Genomic DNA, 26,365 nt, shown 5'->3' with positions numbered 1-26,365 from the left:
TTCATCCGGCACATCGGGCAAGACGATTATAAAGGAATGCCCGATGACACGGATCGACGCGAAATTTGCCGAGCTCAAAGCCGCCAATAAGAAAGCTTTTGTAGCCTATGTCATGGCCGGCGATCCAAACTACGACACCTCACTAGAGATCGTAAAAGGCCTGCCCGCCGCAGGCGTCGACATCATCGAACTGGGCGTGCCCTTCACCGATCCAATGGCCGACGGCGGCACCATCCAACTCGCGGGCCAACGCTCCCTCGAAATCGGCATGACCCTGCAAAAGACCCTCGATCTGGCAACCGAATTCCGCAAGACAGACGACACAACCCCAATCGTGCTAATGGGCTACTACAACCCTATTTACAGCCGTGGCGTGGACAAGTTCCTCGTGGACGCCAAAGCCGCAGGCATCGACGGCCTTATCGTGGTGGACCTACCACCAGAAGAAGACGAAGAACTGTGCATCCCAGCCCAAGCCGCAGGCCTAAACTTCATCCGCTTGGCAACCCCAACAACCGATGACAAACGCCTACCCAAAGTGCTGCAAAACACCTCCGGCTTTGTCTACTACGTGTCGATCAACGGCATCACAGGCTCTGCCGAAGCCCAAGCCACCAACGTCGGCCCAGAAGTCGCCCGCATCAAAGCCTCGACCGATCTACCAATCATCGTAGGCTTCGGCATCAACACCCCAGAAAAAGCCGAAAACATCGCCTCCGTCGCCGACGGAGCCGTCGTAGGCTCCGCCATCGTCAGCCAAATCGGCGCAGGCAAACCGGTTTCTGAGGTGCTAGATTTCGTGAAGTCTTTGGCAGACGGGGCGCATCGGGCTTAACAACACACCCATTAAGAAAAAAGGGCGCCGCGTATCACCGCAGCGCCCTTTTTTATGCCTTGGTAGGTGAATTACCCCACCAATTTCTCCAACCGCATCGCACACAGAAAATCATTCTCCGTCAGCCCGCCCGCTTCATGGCTGGTATAGACCACCTCGCAATAGCCCCAGCCAAAGCTGATGTCGGCATGGTGCCCCATCTTATCGGAATGCCACGCCACCAAATTGGCCATCTGCGTCGCCTTCGCGAAGCCCTTGAATTCAAACCGCTTAAAGATCGCCTTATCACGCAAGGCCCACCCCGGCAGACGGCCCAGCCCTTCAGCAATCATCTCTTCACTCAACACACCCGTGCCTTCACTGCACGGTACACAAACAGCTTCAGTCATCCTTATGACGCCTTCTTTTCTAGGGGTTTCTCAACTGGCGGATACATCGGCGCATGCAATCCCAACTGTTGCGCCTCCTTAATATCCGCCATCAAATCGCGATCTGCGGCTGCGAACAGATCATCCAGATCCTCAATCACAAAATACACCGGCTGATGAATATCAATCCGGTACGGCGTGCGCAGAATGTCGATCACGTCAAACGGCCGTACAACTGGCTCGCCAGACAAGGCCCAAGGCAATTCCGTCTTCGACGACGCCAGCCCCGATCCCAAGGCCTTCAGCACGCCATTCTCACGGGTCAAACCGAACTCAATCGTGAACCAATACAACCGGATCAGCCACGCATAATCCGTCTTCTCCGCCGCTAACCCAGCCACCCCAATCGCATGGGAAAACGCCGCAAAGCGCTTGTCCGTCAGCAATGACGTATGCCCGAAAATCTCGTGGAATATATCCGGCTCTTCGATGTAATCAAAATCCTCACGCGACCGAATAAACGATGCCGCCGGAAAGGTCCGATCCGCCAACATGCCAAAGAACGTTTTAAACCCGATCAACGCGGGCACCGGATCAACCTTCCACCCCGTTTCCCGCATCAAGACAGCCGAAATATCCGGGCACTGCGGCACGCGATCTGTCGGGATCGCCAACTTGGCCAACCCATCCAAATAAGGCCGCGCCATATGCGCCGCGACCGCATCCGCCTGCGCAGCGTATAAATCTCGCCAAACCGCATCCTCTTCCGGCGTATAGGCAATATAGCCTGCCTCATCCGGATGTTTCGCCTGATATTTCGTTGATTTGGGCATAATCTCACTCCTCTGCCCCTATGGTCCACCGGCACTCGCGGAAAATCTGCCCCAATCCCTTGGCTCAATCACGATTTTCAGGCAAGATCACCTACGAAACGCCAATCCAAAGGCAAGCCATGCCCCAACTTGAACAAAAAGACCGAGAAATTTTGCGCATACTTCAACAGGACGGCAAAATCAGCCTGCAAGCTTTGGCAGAACAAGTGAACCTCAGTTCCTCCCCCTGCTGGCGCCGCGTCAAACGCATGGAAGAAGCAGGCCTAATCGACCGCTACGTCGCCATCCTAAACCCCCGCGCCCTTGGCCTGCACGCCCAAGCCTATGTGCACGTCAGCCTGCTGGACCACACCGAAGCCACCATCGAAGCCTTTGACCGCTTCGTACAAAACGAACCCCAAATCATCGAATGCGCATCCATCACAGGATCAGACGACTACATGCTAAAAGTCGTCGCCGAAGGCCCAGAGGCGCTGGAAACGTTCATTATGCAAAGGGTGCTGCGGCTGGGTTTGGTCCGCAGCTCGCACACGAATTTTGTGTTGCGGCGAACGAAGTCGAGTTCGGCACTGCCGGTTTAACGAGTTCAACGCACGAAGCTTGACACGTACAATAAATTGTACAATTATACGTACACTATCTAATTGGGAACTTCTTGAGGCACTAGGTAGTAGGAGAGTGTGAGATGAAGGTGATGAATTACTCTGCTGCTAGGGCAGAATTAAAGAGCGTCATGGATAATGTCTGTGATGATAACGAAACTGTAGTGATCTCACGAAGCGGAGGTAGTGCCGTAGTTATGATTTCTCTCGACGAGTATAATGCTCAGAAAGAGACAAATTACCTTTTGCACTCACCTCGCAATGTCAAACGCCTACGCGATTCAATTGATGCTTTGAACGCGGGTGATGGGGTCGAATTCGAGGGCTAAACATTGCGTGTACTATTCTCCCCACAAGGCTGGGAAGATTTCGGATACTGGCGGCAAACCGACGCGAAGATCGAAAAGAAGATACGAAAACTCATCGAAGAATGCAGGCGACACCCCTTTGACGGAACAGGTAAGCCCGAAGGGCTAAAGGGCGACTTAACAGGATTTTGGTCAAGGCGCATCACGTCAGAGCATAGGCTTGTCTATCGCGTAACAGGTAAAGGCACCGGGCAAACATTGGAAATTGCGCAAGCCCGGTATCATTACTGAACTACGCATTTACGTCGCCTCCCCCTCCCCAATATTGGGCATTGCACCAAACTCTCCATATTGGTAACCAAACATAACCAATATCAAGAGTTCATGCCATGCCAGTCATCACCTGTATCGACGATCTCAAGAAAATCTACGAACGTCGTGTCCCGCGTATGTTCTATGATTACGCAGAATCTGGCAGCTGGTCCGAACAGACATTCCGCGAAAACACGTCAGATTTTGAACGTCTTCACCTACGCCAACGTGTTGCCGTCGACATGACCAACCGCACCACAGCCACGCAAATGGCGGGCCAAGATGTGGCCATGCCTGTTGCCCTAGCCCCAGTCGGCCTGACCGGCATGCAATCCGCAGATGGTGAAATCAAAGCCGCCCGTGCTGCCGAAAAGTTCGGCGTGCCTTTCACCCTTTCGACCCTGTCGATCTGCTCGATCGAAGACGTCGCCGAAAACACGACCAAACCATTCTGGATGCAGGTCTACACGCTCAAAGACGATGACTTCATGACCCGCCTCTTTGCCCGCGCCAAAGAGGCAAAATGTTCGGCCGCCGTCATCACGCTTGATCTGCAAATCCTTGGCCAACGTCACAAAGACCTGAAAAACGGCCTATCCGCCCCACCGAAACCAACCCTCAAATCCATTTCCAACATGGCCACCAAAGTACATTGGGGCCTTGGCATGCTCGGCACCAAGCGCCGCACATTTCGCAATGTTGTGGGCCATGCCAAAGGGGTCTCGGACCCGTCCTCCATCAACTCATGGTTTTCCGAAGCCGCCGATCACGCCCTTGACTGGGACCGCATCCGTCAGTTCCGCAAAATGTGGGATGGCCCCCTGATCCTAAAAGGCATCATCGACGCCGAAGACGCCAAACAGGCCCTCAATGTCGGGGCCGACGCCATCATCGTGTCCAACCACGGCGGCCGCCAATTGGACGGCGCTCTGTCGGCCATCCGCGCCCTGCCCGCCATCATGGATGCCGTCGGCGACAAGATCGAGGTTCACCTAGACAGCGGAATTCGCTCTGGTCAGGACGTGTTAAAAGCCATCGCAATGGGCGCCAAGGGCACCTACATCGGCCGCGCCTACATCTACGGCCTTGGCGCCATGGGCGAAGCAGGTGTGACCAAGTCATTGGAAATCCTCCACAAGGAACTCGACACCTCTATGGCGCTTTGCGGCCACAGAAATATCGCAGAGGTTGATAAAAGTATCCTTATGATACCAAAAGACTTTTCCGACGCCTGGATCACTCAATAACCCCACATACCAACCACATTCGCCTTTGACACAGCGCCCGTCTCTTCGCATTATCTTAGCAACCGAGGGCGCTGTGCAGATATTCTTCAAGCAAAACCTAGCCTGTCTAGCCGTCCCCAAAACGGGCACCACGGCCTACGAACTTGCCCTGCGCGCCGATGCTGACATCATCTTTGCCCGCCGCCGCAAACACATGACCGCCGGTCAATTTGACCGCAAAGTCGCGCCCTTCCTACAAGCCTCCTTTGATTTTCAGCCAGAGCGCATGGCCGTCATGCGCCACCCCATTGAACAAATCCGCAGTTGGTACCGATACCGCACCGCCCCCAAAAGCAAACGCCTGACCAGCACCACCGCCGATATCAGCTTTGATGACTTTGTGCGCGGCGTCCTGAATGACCCACAAACGGACCTCTTCGGCATCGGCAGCCAATACAATTTTCTGACCCTAAAAGACGGATCAATCCCCATTCATCATCTCTTTGCCTACGAAATGCAGCCACTGATCAAATCCTTCCTTGGCAACCGTTTTGGCAAACCCATAAATCCCAAACCCAAAAACATTTCGCCCCCCAAACCAACGCCCCTATCGCCCGAGGTCGAATCCCTTTTACGCAAGGCCCGCGCGCCAGAATTCGCCCTTTATGACCGGATTCTGCAGGCCGGCGGACACTTCCAGCCATTCTGCGGCTAATTCTTATACAAAACGTATAAGAAACCGCTATTCCTTGCTCAAAACGTCTAAAATCCATCTTTTCAATCGCCAGATTCTACGCTATGGCCAGCGCTTCACGCGGGGTTACAGCCTTGGAGGAACCCCGCCCTAAACAAATTGGAGAATTCAAATGGCTGGACAGATCCCTGATCTTAACGTCGAAATCCGTACGGGGACAGGCAAGGGCGCCGCTCGTCAAGCACGTCGCGATGGCATGGTACCTGGTGTTGTATACGGCGGCGACGCTGAACCACAGGCAATTCAAGTTCCTTTCAACGTTCTGTTGAAGAAACTGAAAGACGGCCGCTTCCTAAGCACTCTCTTCAACCTGAAGATCGAAGGCCAAGAAGACGTACGTGTGATCTGCCGTAACGTGCAGCGTCACGTTGTGAAAGACCTTCCAACACACCTGGACCTGCTGCGCCTAAAGCGTACATCGAAAATCAAACTGTTTATTCCAGTTGAATTCGTGAACGAAGAAGAAGCACCAGGCATCAAAAAAGGTGGCGTTCTGACTGTTGTTCGTAACGAAGTTGAGCTTGAAGTAACCGCAGGCGACATTCCTGAAAAGATCACCGTTGATCTGGCAGGCAAAGACGTTGGCGATACATTCACCATCTCGCAGGTTACTCTGCCAGAAGGTGCCAAGCCTACGATCGACCGTGACTTCGTCATCGGTAACCTATCCGCTCCTTCTAGCCTGAAATCCGCAGGCGACGACGAAGACGAAGCAGAAGCAACCGAAGCAGACGCACCAGAAGCGGAAGCAGCAGCAGAGGCATAAGCCTAACCTGCACGGTAAAATTAGAAACGCGGCCCCGAAAGGTGCCGCGTTTTTTTGTGGGCTTTCCTTGGAATAACGGCCAATATTGAAGCAGAAGAATTTTCCGCCATGCACTATGGGACGTACTTAAAAAAACGATCCTAAAAACCACCATGAAATGGCTCGACAATTTAGGAATGAACTTTGCCCCTATTGCCAATCGGTCAGCTCGTGAAAGCAGACAGCAAAGGAGTTTTACCGCGCATTGGGCGATCACCCGATCCATCTTGGTCTACGACCCTAAACGATCTGACAAAACAACTGCGCACGGCAATGAAAGATCGAAACTTTTCAATCGCACTACGTGGTTCGGTAGCACGGGGTGCATCAATAAACGAAGCCGCTGATTTAGACTTGGTGATCCTTTATGATGGGCGCCCGCCAATGGCAGTCAGCCTACAAAGCAATGTTTCACCTCAGCTTTCGATCGAGGCCTCTTATGTGCCCTTGAAAGAACTGGAAACGCATGACACTTGGATTTGGATGCGCTTCATGTTGGCGCACAATGGACACACGATCCACGGCCCTGACCTTCTCTCTGCCCTGCCAGAACCGCGCATCGGACCACATTGCTATGCGCACCTCCGTAACGCAGATAGGTGGCTACAGGAATGGCGCTCTTTCTGGGAACAAGATGAGGATCATCACGCAATCTGCGAATGGCTTATGAAACGTATTGTGCGTTCCCTATTTGAAAGCCAGATCACTCGGATCAATGCCTTTAGTCGAGACATTTATCCATGTTGCCAAGTCGCGATGGACGCATTTCCAGAATCGCGCAAAGCAATCAAAAGAGCTGCAGAACTCGCGGTGGAACCAATTGCAAACCATAGTGTAATCGCTGACATCGTTCGGGAACTATCCGGCCCTTTGCTTACCAAACAATCCGAACTTGGAATGTAAGCCTCTAAAAAACCTTCAGAGATTTTTCGTCTCTAAATCTACAATCCATTTTTCCCCGTTGTTCACTATCACAACTCACCATCGCGCCCCCAAACCTATTCTCATGCACCGCCTAACAATCTACCGCATTCATCCTACCAAACCGTTAACACCCTCGAATCGTACGTTTCACGCCCCTAAGTGCGCGAAACTCACATTTACAGAGTGTCACCTCACCGCACGGCCCGTTAGCGAACCAAGCCCCGAATTTCCCTCGCCATTTCGGGCATTGCCGCGTAAAACTGCCTTTAAATCTTAGTTATTCGTCAGAGACAAATTGCCATGAAACTCTTCGTCGGCCTCGGAAATCCCGGACCAAAATACGCGGGTAATCGCCACAACATCGGCTTTATGGCCCTGGATCGCATGGCCGAAGACCACGGGTTTGGCCCATGGCGGAATAAGTTCCAAGCCTCTGTCACCGAAGGGAAATTTGGCAGTACCAAGGTCGTTTTGCTAAAGCCTGAAACCTTCATGAACCTCTCGGGTCAATCCGTTGGCGAGGCCATGCGGTTTTACAAACTCGACAGCACGGATGTGGTTGTCTTTCACGATGAACTTGATCTAGCCCCCGGCAAATGCCGCGTAAAAACTGGCGGCGGCCATGCCGGGCACAATGGGTTGCGTTCTATCCACCAACACATCTCGCCGCATTATGATCGCGTGCGCCTTGGCATCGGTCACCCTGGCCATAAAGACGCGGTAAGTGGTTATGTTCTAAGGGATTTCGCCAAGGCCGAACAAGAATGGCTAGACGATCTGCTGCGTGGGATCAGCGACGGTGCGGCGCATTTAGCAGATGATAACAGTGGTAAATTCATGAATGCCGTCGCCCTGCGCGTCGCGCCGCCGCGATCTTCGAACAGCAAACCAAAGCCAAAACCAGCTGAAACTCCGGAAAACTCGGAACCAGCCCCAGTTGACGACCGCACAAAAATGCAAAAGTTATTGGACAAATTCAAATGATTTCGGCAGGCTATAGCTATGCAAAAAGACCCTGAAATCAACGTATTGGGCGGATCACTTGATCCATGTTCAACAGATCCGGTCACCGGGTTCTTCCGCGATGGCCATTGCAACACCTGCGATGCCGATCAAGGCAGCCATACAGTTTGCGCCGTTATGACAGCCGAATTTCTAGCCTATTCGAAATACGTCGGAAACGACCTATCAACACCGCGCCCAGACTATAACTTTCCCGGTCTCAAACCCGGAGACAGCTGGTGCCTTTGCGCTGCACGCTTCTTGCAAGCCCATGACGAAGGTTGCGCACCAAAGGTTAACCTCAACGCCACGCACGGTCGCGCGTTAGAGGTCGTATCCCTTGAAATACTTAGAGAAAACGCTGCTGGTTAGTCTTCTAGCATCAGGTCTTCTATGAACAGGCTCATCAATTGCGCCCGCCCGTTGACGCCGGCCTTGCGGTAAATCGCATTGCTTTGCGCCTTTACGGTGCCTTCGGATGTGTCACGCACAGAGGCGATTTCAGACACCGACAGCCCCTTTAACGAAAACAGCGCCACATCCCGCTCAGCACCTGTCAAACCCCAAGCACCAAACTTGTCCTGCAAATGATCCTGAAACGCTGTCCGTACAACGCGTAAGCTCTCTTCAGCAACCGCTCGCTCGCGCATTGCAGTCCGCAAGGCGATCATCCCCAAGGTCGCCCCAAGGATCAAGCCAACGGCTGCGCCGATCTCTAACAACTCACGCACCTTCCAACTCAGCGGGGACGTACGCGCACCAAAGATCGTGAGCAAAATATCCAATACAAAGAATAGCGCACAGGCCCCCTGCACTGCCGTCAAGGCGATCAGGCTTGTCTTATTCATGAGAGAACAGCCCGCCTTCTTGCCCTTCGTGCCACTCGTTTTCATCGTGTGGCTCAGAATAATCTCTAAGGATTTCAAAGGTTCCCCGGTTCAAAATGATCTCGCGCTCGTGGCTCGAATTCTCCGCCTCAATGCGAATGCGGCCGAGCCATGTACGATAGATCTCGATCTCGGTGTAACCCTGATCTTTCAACTGCTGAACAATCGTCTCAAGCGTTGCAGCCTTAGCAGGCATGGCCAAGCACAGCGATATTAGGCCCGCGGTCAAAAGTGTCTTTGTAGGCATCTCAAACTCCTAGGCGGCTGGTTGATGACTGTCGGGGATGCAACATCAACCAGCGCGAGGTTAAACAGCACAAACATGGGAAATTCAAGCGTTTGTCCTGTCGACCTCAATCAAAATCAATCGTTATCGTCGTCGTCATCCTCCTCGTCTTCATCATCTTCATCTGTGTCTTCATCCGCGTCATCCTGATCCTCGTCGTCGCTGTCATCTTCGTCAGCGTCGTCTTCATCGGCTGGCTCTTCTTCTGTTTCCAGTAGCGCCTCGCTGGACGTGTCATAAATGAACTCGAACTCAACACCATCACGAGTTGCCTCAATAACGGTTGTGTCGCCCTTCACCTCTGTGTCGATGTTGGTATAGCCCTGCGCGGCCAGCTCGGCTGATACGCGGTCAGCCAATTCGCTTGCTTGCGCATGTGCTGCAAAGCCGAGTGCGATAAAAGCGGTTGTTGCGAGTAGTTGTTTCATCTTGGAATATCCTTTTTACGTGAATGCAGGTGAGCAGACCTGCTGTGCTGAACACTTCGGACATTCCGGTCGGCATCTCTATTGACCGCAGGTTTATTTGGCCCCGCATGCCCCAATGGATGACGTCCATAAACTTGAGTTTATGAATTTATTGAACAAAATCAGAATTCTAAACGCAAAACGGCGACCCAAAGGCCGCCGTTTAAATCACCTATATCCCAAAGGTTTATTCTGCGTCGCTCATATCAAAGCCCAGATGGCGGGCGACGGTAAAGATATCTTTGTCACCACGGCCACACATGTTCATGACCAGGATATGATCCTTTGGCAGTGTTGGTGCCAGCTTCATCACATGCGCCAATGCATGGCTTGGTTCTAGCGCAGGAATGATGCCTTCGGTCCGGCAAGAGAACTGGAACGCTTCCAGCGCTTCTTTGTCGGTAATGGAAACATATTGCGCGCGACCAATTTCATGCAGCCATGCATGCTCTGGCCCAATGCCCGGATAATCCAAACCTGCAGAGATAGAGAAGCCTTCAAGGATTTGGCCATCGTCGTCTTGCAACAGATACGTACGGTTGCCGTGCAACACGCCAGGACGACCACCTGTCAAAGAGGCGCAATGCTCCATCTTCATGTCCACGCCCTTACCGCCGGCTTCAACACCCACGATATTCACACTTTCATCATCAAGGAACGGAAAGAATAGCCCCATCGCGTTTGACCCACCGCCAATCGCGGCAATCACCGTGTCAGGCAAGCGGCCTTCGCCCTCTTGCTCGGCCAATTGCCAACGCACTTCTTTACCGATGATGGCTTGGAAATCACGAACCATTGCAGGGTATGGATGCGGACCAGCCACTGTACCGATGCAATAGAACGTATCTGCAACGTTGGTCACCCAATCGCGCAGCGCGTCGTTCATCGCGTCCTTCAGCGTGCCACGACCAGAGGTCACAGGCACAACTTCGGCGCCCAACAGGCGCATGCGGAATACGTTTGGAGCCTGACGCTGGACATCGTGTGCGCCCATGTAAACAACGCATTTCAGACCGAATTTTGCACAAACAGTCGCTGTTGCAACACCATGCTGCCCCGCACCTGTTTCTGCAATAATACGGGTCTTGCCCATACGTTTGGCCAGAATGATCTGCCCCAAGACGTTGTTGATCTTGTGTGCGCCCGTGTGGTTCAACTCGTCACGCTTTAGATAGATCTTCGCACCGCCAAGCTCTTCGGTCATCCGTGGCGCAAAATACAGCGGGCTTGGGCGGCCAACGTAATGCTGCCAAAGATCATCCATCTCCGCCCAAAAACTGTCGTCCGTTTTGGCCTTTTCGTATTCTGCCTCTAGCTCGAGGATCAATGGCATCAGCGTTTCAGAGACAAACCGCCCCCCGAAATCACCAAACCGGCCCTTTTCATCGGGACCATTCATGAAGCTGTTGAAAAGATCGTTGGCCATGCGTGTCTCTTTCGTAAATCGTTGCCGATTGTCTTAGGCCTCTTGGCCCAAAACGTCCAACGTAAATTGGGAATTATAGCTTTGGTGCAGGCTTTTCCTTGGCCGCTTTGACAAAGGCGCGGATCAAATCAGCATCCTTTTCACCCGGTGTGCTTTCCACACCTGACGAAACATCAACCTGCCGCGCACCTGTCATCTGAACAGCCAAGCCAACATTTTCAGGATTCAGCCCCCCCGCCAGCATCCAAGGGCAAGGCCAGTACTTGCGGTTCACCAGTTTCCAATCAAAGGCCAAGCCATTGCCCCCGGGCAACGCAGCCCCCTTTGGGGCCTTGGCATCAATCAACAACTGATCCGCAACATTGCCGTAGGCATCAATCTGCGTCAGATCACTTGCCTCTGCGATCCCAATCGCCTTCATCACAGGCAAGCCATAACGCGCACGCACCTCTGCCACACGCTCTGGGCTTTCCTTGCCATGAAGCTGCAGGATATCTATTGGCACCTGATCCATCAGCGCATCCAGCGCGCCATCATCGGCATTCACAACCAATGCCACCTTGGCCAAACCAACAGGCACATCCAATGCCAAGTCACGCGCCAATTCCACCGATACATTGCGTGGAGATTTCTCAAAGAACACAAAACCCACGTAGCTCGCGCCAGCCTCAGCTGCGGCTGCCACATGTTCCGGTGTTTTTAGACCACAAATTTTGACCCGCGTGTCCATCTTATCCCCCAATGCAAAACGCCCCGGATTATCTCCGAGGCGCTAAGACAATCACTTGTCTGACGGTTTAGCTGGCTTCCTCTAGAAGCGCCAGCACCTCGTCTTTGTCCTCATTCTGTTTGCCCTTCAACCGGCGCACTTCGCGCTGTGACTGGGCCAATTCGCGTTGTGCGCGACTTGCAGCAGCGCGAATTTTATATTCACGCATCCATTCCCAGAAAAAGCCAATCAACAACCCAGCACCAATGCCGCCAAAGATGATGACGAACAGCGGTAAGTTGATTGAATAGTGCAGCCCAAGCAGCTGCGCCAATGGCTCAGGCAACAGACTAAGTGTCACCGAACCACGATTGGCCAAAGCAATTGAAAAAAGGACCACGCCAAGCGTGGCCAAAAAGGCATACCGAATATAGCGCATTAAGCTTTTCCGTTCAGACGATCTCGTAATAGTTTGCCTGTCTTAAAGAACGGAACGTGCTTTTCTTCAACTGCGACAGATTCACCTGTACGCGGATTTCGGCCAGTGCGCGCATCGCGCTGTTTAACCGAGAACGCGCCAAAGCCGCGCAGCTCGACGCGATCACCGCGCGCCATAGCATCTGTAATCTCTTCAAAGATCGAATTAACGATCCGCTCAACATCACGTTGATAAAGATGTGGATTTTCGTCAGCGATTTTCTGAATTAGTTCCGATCGGATCATCGAAGTCGTCTCCCCAGGCCCGTGCAAATTGTTTTCAGTGCATCATCAGCAAATATAGGGAGAAATCTGCGAAAACGGAAACCCTAAGATCGGCCAAACCCCTGATTTTCCGAAAAAAAGTCTCAGAAAATGACGGATTGAGCAATGCTCTGCCGATCAAGCGCACATCCTTCTGCATGTGCAAAGGGTGCTGCGCCGCAGAATCTCACACGATTCGCGGCGCAGCTTGATTAGGTTTAGGCGTTAAAGCCGCGCTTACGAGGGGGCTGGTTCCCACCTTTTGCAGCTGCACGTGCTTTGTTCTTTTTGCTGTTCGCTTTGCCAGCTGGGGGTGGTGGGCCTTTTGGTTTGCCACCCGGTTTTCCACCAGTCCGCTTGGATGCAGGGGACCATTCATCAGATGACGCGCGACGCGGCTTGCCGCCACCGTCTCCACCTTTACGATGACCACCCGGTCCACCTTTGGACTCTGGCTTTGGCTTACGTGCCCGAGGTTCAGAAGCATCATTCCAATCAACAGGTGCCGAGGACTTACCGCGTGGCTTATCACCGCGGCCTTCACCTTTGCCTTTATAGGCAGGTTTACCGCCACCACCGGGCTTGCGGTCAAACGACCTGCGTGGGCGCTCTTGGCGCTCTAGCACTGGCGCTTGAGATAGGCGTTTGATTTTCGCACCATCTTCAACAGTCATCGCAGTGCCGACAGACTTTAGGAAACCATCAACGCTGCTTTCCAAGATTTGCACAAAGGATTCTTCTTTTTGAACCCGGATCGCACCAATATCGTCTTTGGTCAGACCACCTACTTTGCACAGCATCGGCAACAAGCGGCGTGGCTCTGCCTCTGCATCTCGACCACCTTCGATAGAGAACCAAACGCTGGCACCAAATTCGTCACGTGGACGTGGTTTTTCATCAGAAACAGCCCGCAGCTCTTCGGGAGCAGAACGGTTTGTCTGATGGATGCGCACAAACGCTGCTGCGAGCTGTTCTGGTGTGAACTTCTCCAGCAATTTAGCGACCAATCCAGCCTCTGCCGGAGCCGTTTCCTTCTGCCAACCTTCGTCAGTCATCAGGCGCTCTTCTTCGCGTTCTGCAACTTCGTCAGCAGAAGGCGCTGCGCCCCACTCTGCATTCAATTTCGCCATGCTCAGAATACGCTGCGCTTTTTTCATGTTGCGCTTGATAACAATCAAGCAGCTGGTGCCTTTACGGCCCGCACGACCGGTCCGGCCAGAACGGTGCAGCAATGTCTCGTGGCTACCCGGCAATTCAGCGTGCACAACCAGATCAAGGTTCGGCAAATCAATACCGCGTGCCGCAACATCGGTCGCCACACAAACATTCGCACGCCCATCGCGCATCGCTTGCAAAGCATGGGTCCGCTCTGCTTGTGAAAGCTCACCAGACAAGGCTACAACCTTAAATCCACGGTTGGACAAGCGTGTTGTCAAACGGTTCACAGTTGCCCGTGTATTGCCAAAAACAATCGCATTTGGCGCATCGTAATACAGCAGCGTGTTGATCACGGCGTTCTCAACGTCACGGTCAACAACGCTCATTGCGCGGTATTCAATATCGCTATGCTGTGCGTTCTCGGATTTCGCAACAACGCGGATCGCGTCGTTCTGGTACTTTTTCGCCAAGCCAAGGATGGATTTTGGAACCGTCGCAGAGAACAACAGTGTCTGACGCGACTCTGGGGATTCACCTAGGATGAACTCCAAATCTTCGCGGAAACCCAGATCTAGCATCTCATCCGCTTCGTCCAGAACAACCGCACGCAGTTGCGACAGGTTGATAGAGCCACGCATGATGTGATCGCGCAGACGGCCCGGAGTGGCCACAACAATGTGCGCGCCACGTTCCAATGTGCGACGCTCGTCGCGCATATCCATGCCACCCACACAAGACGCCATCACAGCGCCCGCCTTGGCATAAAGCCATGCCAACTCGCGCTTTACCTGCAGCGCAAGTTCACGCGTCGGTGCAATCACCAAAGCCAAAGGCGCTTTTGCCTTTGAAAACGCTTCGTCATTGCCGAGCAACGTTGGCGCAATCGCCAAGCCAAAGCCCAAAGTTTTACCAGAACCGGTTTGAGCAGAAACCAAAAGGTCAGCGCCTTCATATTCCGGGTCCATGACCGCTTCTTGAACAGGGGTCAGTTTATTGTAGCCACGATCGGTTAACGCGTCCCGCAGAGCTTGTTTCACAGTATTGTCTTCTCTTTATATGTTGCCCGCGCTTTTGCGCGAGAGGGTCACTGCGCATGCAGGCCCAATAAGGTAACGGCCAAATATCCACCGCCTATCAAAAACAACGCGCCCTACCTGTGTGCGCAGGTCGTTGTTTTGGAAAGACGAGGGCGTCAAACTGAGCCACTCCATAGGCCACTTATTGACTTGGTCCTGAATAGGAAAGGCCCCGCCCATCGGGCGAGGCCAGATTTTTCTTAAGCCCTAAGGCCTAGCGTTTACTCGTCAGTCTTCAGAGCTGCGCCAAGGATATCACCCAAGGACGCGCCGGAGTCAGAAGAACCATACTGTTCAACTGCTTCCTTCTCTTCAGCGATCTCACGTGCTTTTACGGACAGACCCAGACGGCGTGTTTTGCCATCTACGTTAGTCACACGCACGTCAACTTTATCGCCAACGTTGAAACGCTCTGGACGCTGATCAACGCGATCACGTGCCAGGTCAGAACGGCGGATGAAGGACTTCATGCCTTCATAAACCACTTCGATGCCGCCTTCTTCGATGGCAGTCACTTCAACAGTCACGATAGAGCCACGCTTCACGCCGCCAGTCGCTTCAGCGAACTTGTCGCCGCCAAGCGCTTTGATGGACAGAGAGATACGCTCTTTTTCAACGTCAACTTCAGATACAACCGCTTTGACAACGTCGCCTTTGCGGAAGTTCTGGATCGCGTCTTCGCCACGCTCGTCCCAAGAGATGTCGGACAGGTGAACCATGCCGTCGATCTCGCCAGGCAGACCAATGAACAGACCGAATTCGGTGATGTTCTTAACTTCACCTTCAACTTCAGTGTTCTCTGGGTGTGTTTCTGCAAACACTTCCCATGGGTTGCGCTGAGTCTGTTTCAGGCCAAGGGAAACACGGCGCTTCGCACCATCGATTTCCAGAACCATAACTTCGACTTCTTGAGAAGTAGAAACGATCTTGCCTGGGTGTACGTTTTTCTTTGTCCAAGACATTTCAGAAACGTGAACCAGACCTTCAACGCCAGCTTCCAGCTCAACAAATGCACCGTAATCAGTGATGTTTGTTACGCGGCCAGTGTGCACGGACTCAAGTGGGTACTTGCCAGCAACCAGATCCCAAGGATCGTCCATCAGCTGTTTCATGCCCAAGGAGATACGATGTGTCTCTTTGTTGATCTTGATAACCTGAACCTTAACGGTTTCGCCGATTGTCAGGATCTCAGATGGGTGGTTCACACGGCGCCATGCCATGTCGGTTACGTGCAGCAAGCCGTCTACGCCACCAAGGTCAACGAACGCACCGTATTCAGTGATGTTCTTAACCACACCGTCAACAGAATCGCCTTCAGCCAGTTTGCCGATAACTTCAGCACGCTGCTCTGCGCGGGATTCTTCGAGGATCGCACGACGGGATACAACGATGTTGCCACGACGACGGTCCATTTTCAGGATTTGGAATGGCTGCTTCAGACCCATCAATGGGCCTGCGTCGCGTACTGGGCGAACGTCCACTTGTGAACCAGGCAAGAACGCAACTGCGCCACCCAGATCGACAGTGAAACCGCCTTTGACACGGCCAAAGATGGCACCTTCGACGCGCGCGTCGTCGGCATATGCTTTTTCCAGACGGTCCCAAGCTTCTTCGCGGCGCGCCATCTCACGAGAGATAACTGCTTCGCCACGTGCGTTCTCTGCAGAGCGCAAGAAGACTTCTACTTCGTCGCCAACAGCAACTTCAGGAGCTTCGCCAGGATTTGCGAATTCTTTAAGATCAACGCGGCCTTCCATTTTGTAGCCTACGTCGATGATGGCCTGACCCGCTTCAATCGCGATGATCTTGCCTTTTACAACGGAACCCTCATCAGGGGTGTCCATTTCGAAGCTTTCATTCAGAAGGGCTTCGAAGTCCTCCATAGATACGTTTTGAGCCATGAGGTCTCATGTTTCCTTTACATTCGGTTTTTATCTGGCCGCGCGGTTGTCTCCGCCGGTCTTAAATTATGCCCACCAATGGCAGACGGGTTGGTCCAAGCGAAACGCAAAACAAAGAGGGCCGGTTGATCCGACCCTGCTCGATCTCTGTATCTTGCGGCATTATTCGCCTTTTCGACAGGCGTGGGTTACTCGCTTGGTGCCTAGTTTGCAAGGCTTTTGGCGAATTTATCCGGGGTTTCCGGCGAAGTTGCGCCAGATATCGCGATCAATCGTCGCCCCTCATGGTGTATCATGCCGCCGTTCATCCGAAATCCATCAGTACAAGCCATCAGCATCTTACCATTTTTGATATGACGCCCCACCATGTTCTGTAACCGCCTCTGGCTATGCAAAGGTCGGGCCGGCGCGCTGGCGCGGGCTGTCATTGGCGCCCCTGCCCCTTCAATTCCTGCATCTTTCAACCCAGCATCCAACATCGCCAAGGACTGCTTTGCGACCAAAAGCGTTTCCGCCGCCACGCCCTCTGCCAAGACCAACTCATGCTGATCACACAGGAAATGCACATAAGTCGCCTCTTGCCCGGGTGCATCCTGATACACCCCCGGCAACCCCAATAACCGCCGCGCTGCGATCAAAACTCCGGGTGCCCCAAACATCCGTTCCGCAATACGCGAAGTTAGGAATAGACGATGATGCGGCGACACCCGCAAATCGCGCTTCGGCAGCCCATTCCCAAATGCACCCGCCACGATGCAAATCGGCGCGTTGGTTTCCTTTGTTTTTGCAATATTCCAATGATCGAGCCATCGAACCGCCTGCGGCCCGTGGTCCAAGGTCATCACCTGATCCCCGGGCTTTATCCCCTGAACGGGCCTTTCCCCATCCGGTGTTAAAATCCGTGCACCCGCGTGAAAGCACACAACCATCGACGTACTGCTGGCGGTATTGTTAATGTTGGAATACCCATCGGCAACCATCTGATCCACAGTCAGCGATTGTACATCATACCCATCCGGCAATCGCACAAAGGTATCGCCATTTTGGGTTTGATACACGCTCATCGTAACGCTGGAGGTCACGCCATTCCCATCCGTGACAGTCCCAGTAAATCGCGCCTCGGCATCTAAGCCACTGCGCGTTTCGCCGTTCCCCACATCATAGATGAACTCATTCGGCGTACGGCCTCCATCGTCACTGTAAACATACCCACCGGAATGGGTCATATTCACATCGACGGTTTGCATATCACCCGCGCCATAACTGCCGCTAATCGCATCTGGGTTTTCGTTTGTGAAATTGGTTTCATCCGTGTCCATCGCGGACAACGATCCGATGTAAATCAACGTACCCATAGCAAACCCCTAGTGATCCAGATGCACCAAGGATGGCGATAAGAGCGTTACAAATATCTAAATCCCAGACATTCGCGGCCGTTTTAATTCGTTGAAATTAGCTAAATTGCGCGGCAGATTGCACAGATGGACATCACCCCAATTTCAGCATCCGATACTCTGCCATTAAGACAAGCCGTTCTGTGGCCCGACCATCCGCCAGAGGTCAGCCAAGTCAAAGGTGACGAAAACGCGCTACATTTCGGTATCCACAATGACGGGCAGCTGATTTGTACCGCCTCGCTCTTTTGGCATGACACAACCCTTCGCCTGCGCAAATTCGCCACGGCTCATAGCCACCAAGGCCAAGGGCTTGGCAGCCAAATGCTGACATTTCTAATAAACAAAGCCCGCGAATTAGGCGCCACGGCATTCTGGTTCGACGCACGCGAAAACGCGCTCCCGTTTTACGAAAAACACGGCTTCGCCCCAAAAGGAGAACGTTTTTTCAAAAAAGACGTCGCCTACCGCCGCATGTCACGAGAGCTTTAACCGCGTTTTGCGTCAATCTCGGCAATCGCTGCAGCAATCGCTTGCTCAGCAGTCAATTCAGATGTGTCGATCAAAACCGCATCTTCGGCAGGTTTCAACGGTGCCTCAGCGCGGTTCATATCCCGCTCATCCCGCGCCTTGACGTCTGCCAACACGTCCTCAAACGTATCCGCGTGACCCTTGTCCGACAACTCCTTAAACCGGCGCGTCGCACGCACTTCTGCGCTGGCTGTCACAAACAGTTTCACATCGGCCTCTGGGCAGATAACGGTGCCAATATCACGGCCATCCAAAACAGCCCCACCTGCACGCTGGGCAAAACTGCGTTGAAAATCCACCAATGCCGCCCGCACCTCTGGTACGACAGCCACTTTTGATGCCGCCTGCGCCACATCAGGCGTGCGCAAATCACCAACGTCTAAATCCTCAGCCACCAAAGCCTGCGCCGCCGCAATCGCCTCTTGGCCAGCAAGCACCTTGGCCCCAACGGCGCGATACAACAGCCCCGTATCCAAATGCGCAAACCCAAAATGCGCGGCAACAGCTTTTGAAATAGTGCCCTTGCCCGCTGCTGCAGGACCGTCGATTGCAATGGTAATACGCATGATGTGCCTCAAATATCTGTTGCAGGCGTTATCTCGCGTCTACCCAATTGGCGCAAGCACCTATGCACCGCCACGCGACCACTTTCGAACCCAAAGCCGTCCGCCCAAACCTGCCAAAAGGCAGACCAAAACAACCGCTATCGACACAAACTTTGCAACCGTCCACAGACTAGCCACTTTAATCATGATTGGATCAACAGTTTCAGGCATGCGCAACATCGCCGCCACAGTTCGGTTCTCCAGAAAATCGCTCGCCAAACCCAATAGAACGATGATGTAAAGCAATCGCGCAAACCGCTGCCGAAACAACAGCGCGCTTGCTAGCATGAAACTCGCCGCCAGAAACGCAGGAAACAGCACATCCAACCGATGCTGAACCGTCAGATAAAACACATACCCTTCATCGCTAAGGGCCGCCAAAAATGCTCGTGCCTCAGCTTCTGAATATCCGGTAAACCGCAAATCAAATGCCGAAAGCCCCCCGGCAGACTGCGCAATCCACGGAAAAGACCACATGCTCATCACGGCCAATAGGCCAAGCGTGATCAATACACATATGCAAAACCAACGTTGCATGGGCCGCCCCTCCTCGTCCCGATACAGGCGGCACAAAAAAACCGCGCTGGGAAATCATGCCCAGCACGGCTTAAAAATCAAGATAAACTGATCGAAGGCTTAGCTGGCGCTTCGCACCACCTCTGCACCAAGCTCGGCCATTAGCCCTTCAAAGATCGGGAAAGATGTTGCAATTGGGCCGCCATCATCCACGCTCACAGGCTTTTGTGCAGCCATGCCCAAAATCATGAAACTCATCGCAATGCGGTGATCCAGCTGGCTCGCACACGTTGCACCACCCGGCACATTCCCATGACCAAGCCCCTTAACGATCCACCAATCGTCGCCTTCATCAACGGTCACGCCATTGGCCCGCAGACCTTTTGCCATCGCATCAATTCGGTCGCTTTCCTTAACCCGCAGCTCTTTCACGCCACGCATCACAGTGTCGCCTTGGGCAAAGGCCGCAACAACGGACAGAACCGGATATTCATCAATCATCGAAGCCGCCCGCGCAGGATCAACTTCGATCCCTTTCAAGTCGGGCGAGAACTTTGCACGCAAGTCCGCAACCGGCTCACCACCCTCTTCACGCTCGTTCTCATAGGTCAGATCAGCACCCATTTCACGCAAAGTCGTAAACAGGCCCGCGCGTGTTGGGTTCAAACCGATATTCGGCACCAACACATCAGACCCCGGTGTGACAATCGCCGCACAAACGGGAAACGCCGCACTGGATGGATCACGCGGCACAACAATCTCTTGCGCCTTCAACTCTGGTTGACCGGTCAAAGTGATCACACGGCCCTCGTCCGTCTCTTCGACGGTCAGCTCCGCGCCAAAGCCCTGCAACATACGTTCCGTATGATCGCGTGTCGCTTCTTTCTCAATCACCACCGTCTTACCCGGTACGTTCAGACCCGCCAGCAAAACCGCTGACTTCACCTGCGCCGAAGGCATTGGCACCACATAGCGCACAGGTGTCGGCTCAGCCGCGCCAACAATCGTCATTGGCAAGCGTCCACCAGAGCGTCCAACAGACTGCGCTCCAAACAATGCAATCGGATCCGTCACCCGCGCCATCGGACGCTTGTTCAGGGAGGCATCCCCAGTAAAGGTCGCCGATATCCCCGTTGTCGCCATGCAGCCCATGATCAGGCGCACGCCGGTGCCAGAGTTGCCGCAATCAATCACGTTCTCAGGCTCAGCAAAACCGCCAACCCCAACGCCAAACACGGACCAAGATCCGCCGCCATGCTCAATCACCTCTGCCCCAAAGGCGCGCATCGCTTTGGCTGTATCCAAAACGTCTTCGCCTTCCAACAGCCCAGTAATGCGCGTCTCACCGATCGACATCGCGCCCAGGATCAAAGACCGATGCGAAATCGACTTATCGCCAGGCACATGCGCCTCGCCGTTCAAAGGCCCACAGGGCCGAGATGTCATGGGAATGGGGGTGCCGTGGCCAGACATATGCGCAATCCTTCATAGCTCTTGGCCAAGGCTGTTAGCGCAGAACAGGTGCAAGGTCCATGGCTCAGAAAGCCCATGACCCAATTCGATGCCCCGCACCTTCATCTTTCCTAAAATACTCCGGGGTGAATTGGCCATCGGCCAAGAGGGGCAGCGCCCCTCACCCAGCTTATCCCAAACGCTTAAACGTCAGATAATGTGGCTTGCGCCCCTCGCGAAAGGCCTTCTGCTCATAGCGTGTGGAAATCCAATCACCCCAAGGCTCGCGCCAATCCGATGGCCCTTCTGCCAGCCATTCAAAGCCCGCCTTTGGAACCTCTTCCAAGGTCTGGCGCACGTAGTCTTCGATATCCGTCGCCACCCGAAAAATCGCACCGGGTTTCAAAACCCGTGCCAATGGCTCCAGATGTTCCTGCGTCACAAACCGGCGGCGATGATGCCGTTTCTTGGGCCATGGATCAGGATACAACAGAAACGCCTTAGAAATCGACGCATCCGGCAAAACATCAAACATGTCGCGCGCATCCCCTGGATGCACCTTGATATTGTCAGCACCCGCCTCGCGGATTTTACCCAGCAACATCGCAACGCCGTTGATATACGGCTCACACCCAATAAACCCCACGTCCGGGTTCTGGCTGGCCTGATGCACCATATGCTCACCGCCACCAAAGCCGATTTCCAGCCAGGTATCACGCCCACCAAACAGCGCTTCCAGATCAATATTCTCGCGATCCGGGTTTTCTTCCCAAGTCACCTTTCCCGGTGACAGCTTCGCCAGATCTTCATCCAACCAAGCCTCCTGAGATTTGCGCAACCCCTTCCCCTTAAAGCGCCCATAAAAGTTCCGCCAAGGCGCCCCCGAAGGGTGGTTGTCTGGAGTATTAGAGCTATCGTCGGACATTAGGGGTCTCACAAATTAGGTCGCGTCCATGTGCCGTAACCTGCACCATGGGTCAAGGCTTGGCCACAAATGCAAAAAGGCAGAGAACCTCTCTGCCTTTCCAAAATTTAGTATAAGTCAGCTTAAACAGCCGCCTTCAGCGCAGTCACTAAGTTGGTCTGTTCCCAGCTAAACCCGCCATCAGCGTCAGGGGTACGGCCAAAGTGACCGTAAGCCGCAGTACGCTGATAGATTGGTTTGTTCAGCTTCAAGTGCTCACGAATACCGCGCGGGGTCAGGTCCATGCATTGTGCCACGGCTGCTTCGATTGCAGCATCATCAACTTGGCCAGTGCCATAGGTATCCACGTAGATCGACAATGGCTTAGACACGCCAATCGCATAGGACAGCTGCAGCGTGCACTTCTCCGCCATGCCCGCAGCCACAATGTTCTTTGCCAAGTAACGCGCCGCATAAGCGGCAGAGCGGTCAACCTTGGTTGGGTCTTTCCCAGAAAACGCACCACCACCATGCGGGGCGGCACCACCATAGGTATCCACGATAATCTTACGACCAGTCAAACCCGCGTCACCATCTGGCCCACCGATTACAAACTTACCGGTTGGGTTCACATGCCATTCGGTTTCAGCAGTCAGCCAACCCTCTGGCAGAACCTCAGTGATATAAGGCGCAACAATCGCATGGATATCTGCGCTGCTCAGGCTTTCGTCCAAATGCTGTGTCGATAAAACCAAAGACGATACGCCCACCGGCTTGCCGCCTTCATAACGCACAGATAGCTGCGTTTTCGCATCTGGGCCTAGCACCGCTTGCTCGCCAGATTTACGCACCTCAGCCAAACGACGCAAAATCGCATGGGCATATTGAATGGGCGCTGGCATCAGATCAGGCGTTTCGTTGGTTGCGTAACCAAACATAATGCCCTGATCGCCTGCACCTTCTTCTTTATCCGCAGAGGCATCAACGCCCTGCGCAATATGCGCGGATTGTTCGTGAAGCAGGTTGGTGATTTCCACAGTCTCGTGGTGAAACTTATCCTGCTCGTAGCCGATGTCTTTGATGCAATCGCGTACGATCCCATCAACACCTGCCATGTATTCTTTTAGCTTCGCTTGGTCGCTCAAGCCAACTTCGCCACCAATGACGACACGGTCGGTTGTCGCAAAGGTTTCGCAAGCAACGCGTGCTTCTGGCTCTTCGGCCAACAAAGCATCCAGCACCGCGTCAGAAATGCGGTCGCAGACTTTATCTGGATGGCCCTCCGAAACGGACTCGGAAGTGAAAACGTAATTCGATCTGGCCATGAAATGCTCCATTAGATTTCTCTGTCACGCCAGGAAGCCGTTGTGACAGTCATGATTAAACTCGACTTAGGCCTGCATCCGCCTAGGGTCAATTGCTTTCGCGTCGTTTTCTAACCCAAAGACCGATGTAGCCCGCCAACAGTAACAAAAATACCGTCCAATCCCCCGTTTTCGCATAAAGCGTCATCGGCAGAGCCGGCGGCAAAGCCACATCCAGAAATCCTGCTTCATTCAACGGAAGCGAGTCAACGACCCGCCCCCGTGCATCAATCATCGCAGAAACGCCCGTGTTCGCCGCCCGAACTAACGGAAGCCCCTGCTCAATCGCGCGCATCTGCGCCTGCACCAAATGCTGGTACGGGCCAGAGAACGTCCCAAACCACGCATCATTGGTGATCTGCATCAGAAAATCTGGGCGCTCCGAATAGGCCCCAACATCCTGTGGAAACACAGCCTCGTAACAAATCAGCGGCAATGCCTTTCCCAAGGCTCCCAAATCCATCAGCTCCGCACCAGCCCCAGGGGTAAAGCCACGTCCTTCACTGGCCGCCAAGCCATGGATGCCAAAACGCGCCAAAACCTCGCCAAAGGGCATATACTCGCCAAACGGAACCAAATGCGCCTTGTCATAGATTTGGCTAATCTGTCCTGCCTCATCAACCAAGACCGCCGCATTCATCAGCAGCAAGTCATCAAACCGATTGGCCCCAACCACAAACGGCACACCATTGGCTGCCGCCGCGATCTCGTCCACCGCATCAATACCGCCCGGCAGGCTGTAAGGCAGGCTCGTCTCTGGCCAAAGGATCAAATCCGGCTGGCCCTCTGCCGCCGTAAACGCCAACGCCCGATCGAAAAAGATCGGCATAAAAGCGCTATCCCACTTTTGATGCTGCGGTGCATTTGGCTGGATCAAGCGAATAACAGCCGCATCATCTGTGGCCTGCATGGGTTTCAACGGAACAATCAACGTCACAGCCACAGCAGCCAAACCTAACCGCCAAGACCACCCCGCAAAACCGCGTCCTGTGACCGTCCACGCCAACACATAGGCCAGCGCCAACAACACAACGTTCAACCCGTGTGACCCAACCCACGCCGCCCCCTGCGCAAAGATCGTATCAACCAATCCATACGCAGGCATGCCCCACGGAAACCCAGTGAACACATAGGCCCGCACCAGTTCCGCGAGTGGTAAAGTCACGATCAGTGCAAACGGCCCAAAACGACGCGCCGCAGCAAAAGCTGCACCCCATAACAATGCCAAGCCGCCGGCCAATAGAACCACCGCAAAGGGTGCCATCCAGCCATGCCGGTCAGCCTCTACCAGAAACGGCGACACCAACCATTGCATCGTTAAAACGAAATACCCTAGCCCAAAGGCCCAGCCCATTTTGGCCGCGGCGCGGCCCGTCTCTGCAAAGGAAAACACCAGAAACACACTGGCAAACCCAATCAACGATAGGAACACCGCACCAAATGGCGCTTGCCCAAGGCTGGCCACAAGACCCATCAAAATCAGAAGAAGCGTTTTTACCTTTGGCCCCAATCGGCCAAAGGCATCAATCCGGCTATTCAGCCACATGCTGCTGCGCTTCGGTCAACAAGACCCGCAGGCGTTTGATCCGCCGAGGATCGGCATCAACGACCTCAAATTCGGTCCCGTCTGGATGCACCACAACCTCGCCCCGCGCAGGCACACGCCCCGCAAGCATAAAGACCAACCCGCCGAGCGTATCAATTTCCTCGGCATCAATCTCTTCGAATTGCGTCAAAGACCGGCCAATTTCCTGTTGGAATTCCTCCAAAGGCGTTTTGGCAAAGGCCATGTAGCAGCCCGGCGCGTCTTCAGTCCAAAGCGTATCTTCGGTTTGGTCGTGTTCATCTTCGATTTCACCGACAACCTGTTCGATCAAATCCTCGATGGTCACAAGCCCATCCACACCACCATATTCGTCGATCACCAAGGCCATATGCCGACGCTCCGTCTGCATCTTGGTCAGCAAAACGCCCAGCGGCATCGATGGCGGCACAAACAGCAAGGGCCGCAACATTTGCCGCATGACAAATCGTCCGCCAGACCCATTGAACCCATATTTCAGAGCCAAGTCTTTTAGGTGTAAAAAGCCAACCGGCGTGTCCAACGTGCCGTCGTAAACCGGCAAGCGCGTAAACCCGCTTTCCCGAAAGACATCCACAACCTCAGGCCGCGTCATTGTCACAGACACCGACACAATATCGACCTTCGGCACAGCAACATCCTCAACCCGCATACGGCGTAGGTTGATCATGCCATGCGTTGGCGTGGGATTATTATCTGAATGAATATTAGATACATCACCACCTGCATCCGCAGGGCTGATGGCTTCAATCAATCGACGGAAAAAACCGCCGCTCTTAGAATTATTCTGGGCCTCTACCCGCGCGCTTTGCGCCGCGTTAGAAGATCCGTCAGTGCTGTCGCCCATCGTACCTTTCCAAATGGGGTTTTACCCCGTCTCCTCTCTATATGGGTTAGCTATACCCATTTTCGCAAGTATCTGTGTTTCCAAGCCTTCCATCAAAGTGGCATCTTGGTCACGGATGTGATCATAGCCCAAAAGATGTAAAGTTCCATGCACCAACAAATGCATCACGTGATCTTGCATTGTTTTGCCGGCCTCTTCCGCCTCGCGCTTGCAGGTTTCAAACGCAATCGCGATGTCGCCCAGCTCTGTATCCGGGCCTCTTGGCAGATCAGGTTGCCCCCCATCCGCATCCGCACCCAGCTCGTCAGACGGCCAAGACAACACATTCGTCGGGCTTGGTTTTCCGCGAAAATCAGCGTTTAAATCAGCAATTCTCGTGTCATTACAAGCCAAAAAGCTGATTTCCCAAGCATCCGGTGCAAGCCCAAGCTCAGACAAAACCGCATCCGCGGCCTTCTCAGCCAAAGCGTCCAGCTCTATATCGCGCCAACGGCGATCTTCGATCAAAATATCCACAGACATGCCCCGCACTAACGCAGTTGTTGATCCA

The 26,365-nt window shown here is 53.6% G+C and carries 31 protein-coding genes and 1 riboswitch; of the genes, 11 read left to right on the top strand and 20 right to left on the bottom strand.

Annotated elements, in window-relative coordinates; genetic code table 11:
- Window positions 1–43: 43 nt before the first annotated feature.
- Complete coding sequence (trpA, locus tag Q4544_RS06760) at window positions 44–835, top strand: tryptophan synthase subunit alpha (protein WP_303504735.1); 792 nt, start codon at window positions 44–46, stop codon at window positions 833–835.
- Between the two features lie 71 nt (window positions 836–906).
- On the opposite strand, the gene Q4544_RS06755 is transcribed toward trpA, so the two are convergent.
- Window positions 907–1,224 carry a 4a-hydroxytetrahydrobiopterin dehydratase gene (locus tag Q4544_RS06755; protein WP_303504734.1) on the bottom strand — a complete coding sequence of 106 codons (318 nt, stop codon included), beginning with the start codon at window positions 1,222–1,224 and terminating at the stop codon, window positions 907–909.
- A gap of 2 nt (window positions 1,225–1,226) precedes the next feature.
- Window positions 1,227–2,036 carry a phenylalanine 4-monooxygenase gene (phhA, locus tag Q4544_RS06750; RefSeq protein WP_303504733.1) on the bottom strand — a complete coding sequence of 270 codons (810 nt, stop codon included), beginning with the start codon at window positions 2,034–2,036 and terminating at the stop codon, window positions 1,227–1,229.
- Window positions 2,037–2,155: 119 nt separating this feature from the next.
- Between phhA and Q4544_RS06745 the strand changes: the two genes are divergently transcribed.
- The 9 genes from Q4544_RS06745 (at window position 2,156) to Q4544_RS06705 (ending at window position 8,341) form a co-directional block, all read left to right on the top strand.
- Window positions 2,156–2,617 (top strand): Lrp/AsnC family transcriptional regulator, encoded by a 462-nt coding sequence (locus Q4544_RS06745; protein ID WP_303504732.1) that lies wholly within the window; start codon window positions 2,156–2,158, stop codon window positions 2,615–2,617.
- 104 nt (window positions 2,618–2,721) lie between these two features.
- Complete coding sequence (locus Q4544_RS06740; protein ID WP_368411253.1) at window positions 2,722–2,967, top strand: type II toxin-antitoxin system Phd/YefM family antitoxin; 246 nt, start codon at window positions 2,722–2,724, stop codon at window positions 2,965–2,967.
- A gap of 3 nt (window positions 2,968–2,970) precedes the next feature.
- Window positions 2,971–3,237: a Txe/YoeB family addiction module toxin gene (locus Q4544_RS06735; RefSeq protein ID WP_303504731.1), complete on the top strand. Its 267-nt coding sequence runs from the start codon at window positions 2,971–2,973 to the stop codon at window positions 3,235–3,237.
- Between the two features lie 98 nt (window positions 3,238–3,335).
- Window positions 3,336–4,505 carry an alpha-hydroxy acid oxidase gene (locus Q4544_RS06730; protein ID WP_303504730.1) on the top strand — a complete coding sequence of 390 codons (1,170 nt, stop codon included), beginning with the start codon at window positions 3,336–3,338 and terminating at the stop codon, window positions 4,503–4,505.
- Window positions 4,506–4,578: 73 nt separating this feature from the next.
- Window positions 4,579–5,199 carry a sulfotransferase family 2 domain-containing protein gene (locus tag Q4544_RS06725; protein WP_303504729.1) on the top strand — a complete coding sequence of 207 codons (621 nt, stop codon included), beginning with the start codon at window positions 4,579–4,581 and terminating at the stop codon, window positions 5,197–5,199.
- 151 nt (window positions 5,200–5,350) lie between these two features.
- Window positions 5,351–6,004, top strand: a complete 654-nt coding sequence (locus Q4544_RS06720; protein ID WP_303504728.1) for a 50S ribosomal protein L25/general stress protein Ctc — start codon at window positions 5,351–5,353, stop codon at window positions 6,002–6,004.
- Between the two features lie 183 nt (window positions 6,005–6,187).
- Window positions 6,188–6,946: a hypothetical protein gene (locus Q4544_RS06715; protein ID WP_303504727.1), complete on the top strand. Its 759-nt coding sequence runs from the start codon at window positions 6,188–6,190 to the stop codon at window positions 6,944–6,946.
- A gap of 321 nt (window positions 6,947–7,267) precedes the next feature.
- Complete coding sequence (pth, locus tag Q4544_RS06710) at window positions 7,268–7,951, top strand: aminoacyl-tRNA hydrolase (protein WP_303504726.1); 684 nt, start codon at window positions 7,268–7,270, stop codon at window positions 7,949–7,951.
- Between the two features lie 18 nt (window positions 7,952–7,969).
- Complete coding sequence (locus Q4544_RS06705; RefSeq protein ID WP_303504725.1) at window positions 7,970–8,341, top strand: DUF2237 family protein; 372 nt, start codon at window positions 7,970–7,972, stop codon at window positions 8,339–8,341.
- On the opposite strand, the gene Q4544_RS06700 is transcribed toward Q4544_RS06705, so the two are convergent.
- The 10 genes from Q4544_RS06700 to Q4544_RS06655 all read right to left on the bottom strand — a co-directional run bounded on the left by Q4544_RS06700 (window position 8,338) and on the right by Q4544_RS06655 (window position 17,975).
- On the bottom strand, window positions 8,338–8,817 hold the full coding sequence (locus Q4544_RS06700) for a LuxR C-terminal-related transcriptional regulator (RefSeq protein WP_303504724.1): 480 nt from the start codon (window positions 8,815–8,817) through the stop codon (window positions 8,338–8,340). The genes Q4544_RS06705 and Q4544_RS06700 overlap by 4 nt on opposite strands.
- Complete coding sequence (locus Q4544_RS06695; RefSeq protein WP_303504723.1) at window positions 8,810–9,103, bottom strand: hypothetical protein; 294 nt, start codon at window positions 9,101–9,103, stop codon at window positions 8,810–8,812. Before Q4544_RS06695 ends, Q4544_RS06700 begins: the two co-directional genes overlap by 8 nt.
- A gap of 116 nt (window positions 9,104–9,219) precedes the next feature.
- Window positions 9,220–9,570 (bottom strand): hypothetical protein, encoded by a 351-nt coding sequence (locus Q4544_RS06690; RefSeq protein ID WP_303504722.1) that lies wholly within the window; start codon window positions 9,568–9,570, stop codon window positions 9,220–9,222.
- A gap of 226 nt (window positions 9,571–9,796) precedes the next feature.
- Complete coding sequence (gene trpB, locus Q4544_RS06685; RefSeq protein WP_303504721.1) at window positions 9,797–11,035, bottom strand: tryptophan synthase subunit beta; 1,239 nt, start codon at window positions 11,033–11,035, stop codon at window positions 9,797–9,799.
- Between the two features lie 73 nt (window positions 11,036–11,108).
- Window positions 11,109–11,765: a phosphoribosylanthranilate isomerase gene (locus tag Q4544_RS06680; protein WP_303504720.1), complete on the bottom strand. Its 657-nt coding sequence runs from the start codon at window positions 11,763–11,765 to the stop codon at window positions 11,109–11,111.
- 67 nt (window positions 11,766–11,832) lie between these two features.
- Window positions 11,833–12,183, bottom strand: a complete 351-nt coding sequence (locus Q4544_RS06675; protein ID WP_303504719.1) for a lipopolysaccharide assembly protein LapA domain-containing protein — start codon at window positions 12,181–12,183, stop codon at window positions 11,833–11,835.
- Complete coding sequence (gene ihfB / locus Q4544_RS06670) at window positions 12,183–12,467, bottom strand: integration host factor subunit beta (RefSeq protein WP_303504718.1); 285 nt, start codon at window positions 12,465–12,467, stop codon at window positions 12,183–12,185. Before ihfB ends, Q4544_RS06675 begins: the two co-directional genes overlap by 1 nt.
- Window positions 12,468–12,703: 236 nt before the next feature.
- A complete protein-coding gene (locus tag Q4544_RS06665) occupies window positions 12,704–14,680 on the bottom strand; it encodes a DEAD/DEAH box helicase (RefSeq protein WP_303504717.1) in 1,977 nt (658 codons plus the stop codon).
- 260 nt (window positions 14,681–14,940) lie between these two features.
- Window positions 14,941–16,620, bottom strand: a complete 1,680-nt coding sequence (rpsA, locus tag Q4544_RS06660) for a 30S ribosomal protein S1 (RefSeq protein ID WP_303504716.1) — start codon at window positions 16,618–16,620, stop codon at window positions 14,941–14,943.
- A 203-nt stretch (window positions 16,621–16,823) separates the two neighbouring features.
- Window positions 16,824–17,975: a Hint domain-containing protein gene (locus Q4544_RS06655; RefSeq protein ID WP_303504715.1), complete on the bottom strand. Its 1,152-nt coding sequence runs from the start codon at window positions 17,973–17,975 to the stop codon at window positions 16,824–16,826.
- 126 nt (window positions 17,976–18,101) lie between these two features.
- Between Q4544_RS06655 and Q4544_RS06650 the strand changes: the two genes are divergently transcribed.
- A complete protein-coding gene (locus tag Q4544_RS06650) occupies window positions 18,102–18,506 on the top strand; it encodes a GNAT family N-acetyltransferase (protein WP_303504714.1) in 405 nt (134 codons plus the stop codon).
- On the opposite strand, the gene cmk is transcribed toward Q4544_RS06650, so the two are convergent.
- The 8 genes from cmk to ybeY all read right to left on the bottom strand — a co-directional run bounded on the left by cmk (window position 18,503) and on the right by ybeY (window position 26,337).
- Window positions 18,503–19,111 (bottom strand): (d)CMP kinase, encoded by a 609-nt coding sequence (cmk, locus tag Q4544_RS06645; protein ID WP_303504712.1) that lies wholly within the window; start codon window positions 19,109–19,111, stop codon window positions 18,503–18,505. The genes Q4544_RS06650 and cmk overlap by 4 nt on opposite strands.
- A gap of 60 nt (window positions 19,112–19,171) precedes the next feature.
- Entirely contained in the window at window positions 19,172–19,687 is a 516-nt protein-coding gene (locus Q4544_RS06640) for a hypothetical protein (RefSeq protein ID WP_303504711.1), read from the bottom strand.
- Between the two features lie 99 nt (window positions 19,688–19,786).
- The gene (gene aroA, locus Q4544_RS06635) at window positions 19,787–21,139 is read right to left on the bottom strand and encodes a 3-phosphoshikimate 1-carboxyvinyltransferase (RefSeq protein WP_303504710.1); all 1,353 of its coding nucleotides are present in this window, start codon (window positions 21,137–21,139) and stop codon (window positions 19,787–19,789) included.
- Window positions 21,140–21,308: 169 nt separating this feature from the next.
- The gene (gene trmB / locus Q4544_RS06630; RefSeq protein WP_303504709.1) at window positions 21,309–22,043 is read right to left on the bottom strand and encodes a tRNA (guanosine(46)-N7)-methyltransferase TrmB; all 735 of its coding nucleotides are present in this window, start codon (window positions 22,041–22,043) and stop codon (window positions 21,309–21,311) included.
- Between the two features lie 122 nt (window positions 22,044–22,165).
- Entirely contained in the window at window positions 22,166–23,347 is a 1,182-nt protein-coding gene (gene metK, locus Q4544_RS06625) for a methionine adenosyltransferase (protein ID WP_303504708.1), read from the bottom strand.
- Window positions 23,348–23,351: 4 nt separating this feature from the next.
- A riboswitch (SAM-SAH riboswitch) is annotated at window positions 23,352–23,399 on the bottom strand.
- A 36-nt stretch (window positions 23,400–23,435) separates the two neighbouring features.
- Window positions 23,436–24,932, bottom strand: coding sequence for an apolipoprotein N-acyltransferase (gene lnt, locus Q4544_RS06620; protein ID WP_303504707.1), 1,497 nt, complete (start codon window positions 24,930–24,932; stop codon window positions 23,436–23,438).
- Window positions 24,919–25,815, bottom strand: a complete 897-nt coding sequence (locus tag Q4544_RS06615) for a hemolysin family protein (RefSeq protein WP_303504706.1) — start codon at window positions 25,813–25,815, stop codon at window positions 24,919–24,921. Before Q4544_RS06615 ends, lnt begins: the two co-directional genes overlap by 14 nt.
- Before the next feature lie 21 nt (window positions 25,816–25,836).
- Entirely contained in the window at window positions 25,837–26,337 is a 501-nt protein-coding gene (gene ybeY, locus Q4544_RS06610; protein ID WP_303504705.1) for an rRNA maturation RNase YbeY, read from the bottom strand.
- Window positions 26,338–26,365: the final 28 nt, after the last annotated feature.

Origin of the sequence: Cognatishimia sp. 1_MG-2023 (assembly GCF_030548175.1) — a bacterium.
Classification (GTDB): domain Bacteria; phylum Pseudomonadota; class Alphaproteobacteria; order Rhodobacterales; family Rhodobacteraceae; genus Cognatishimia.
Note: the sequence above shows the minus strand (reverse complement) of the source record. Positions and strands in the feature narration are given on the sequence as shown.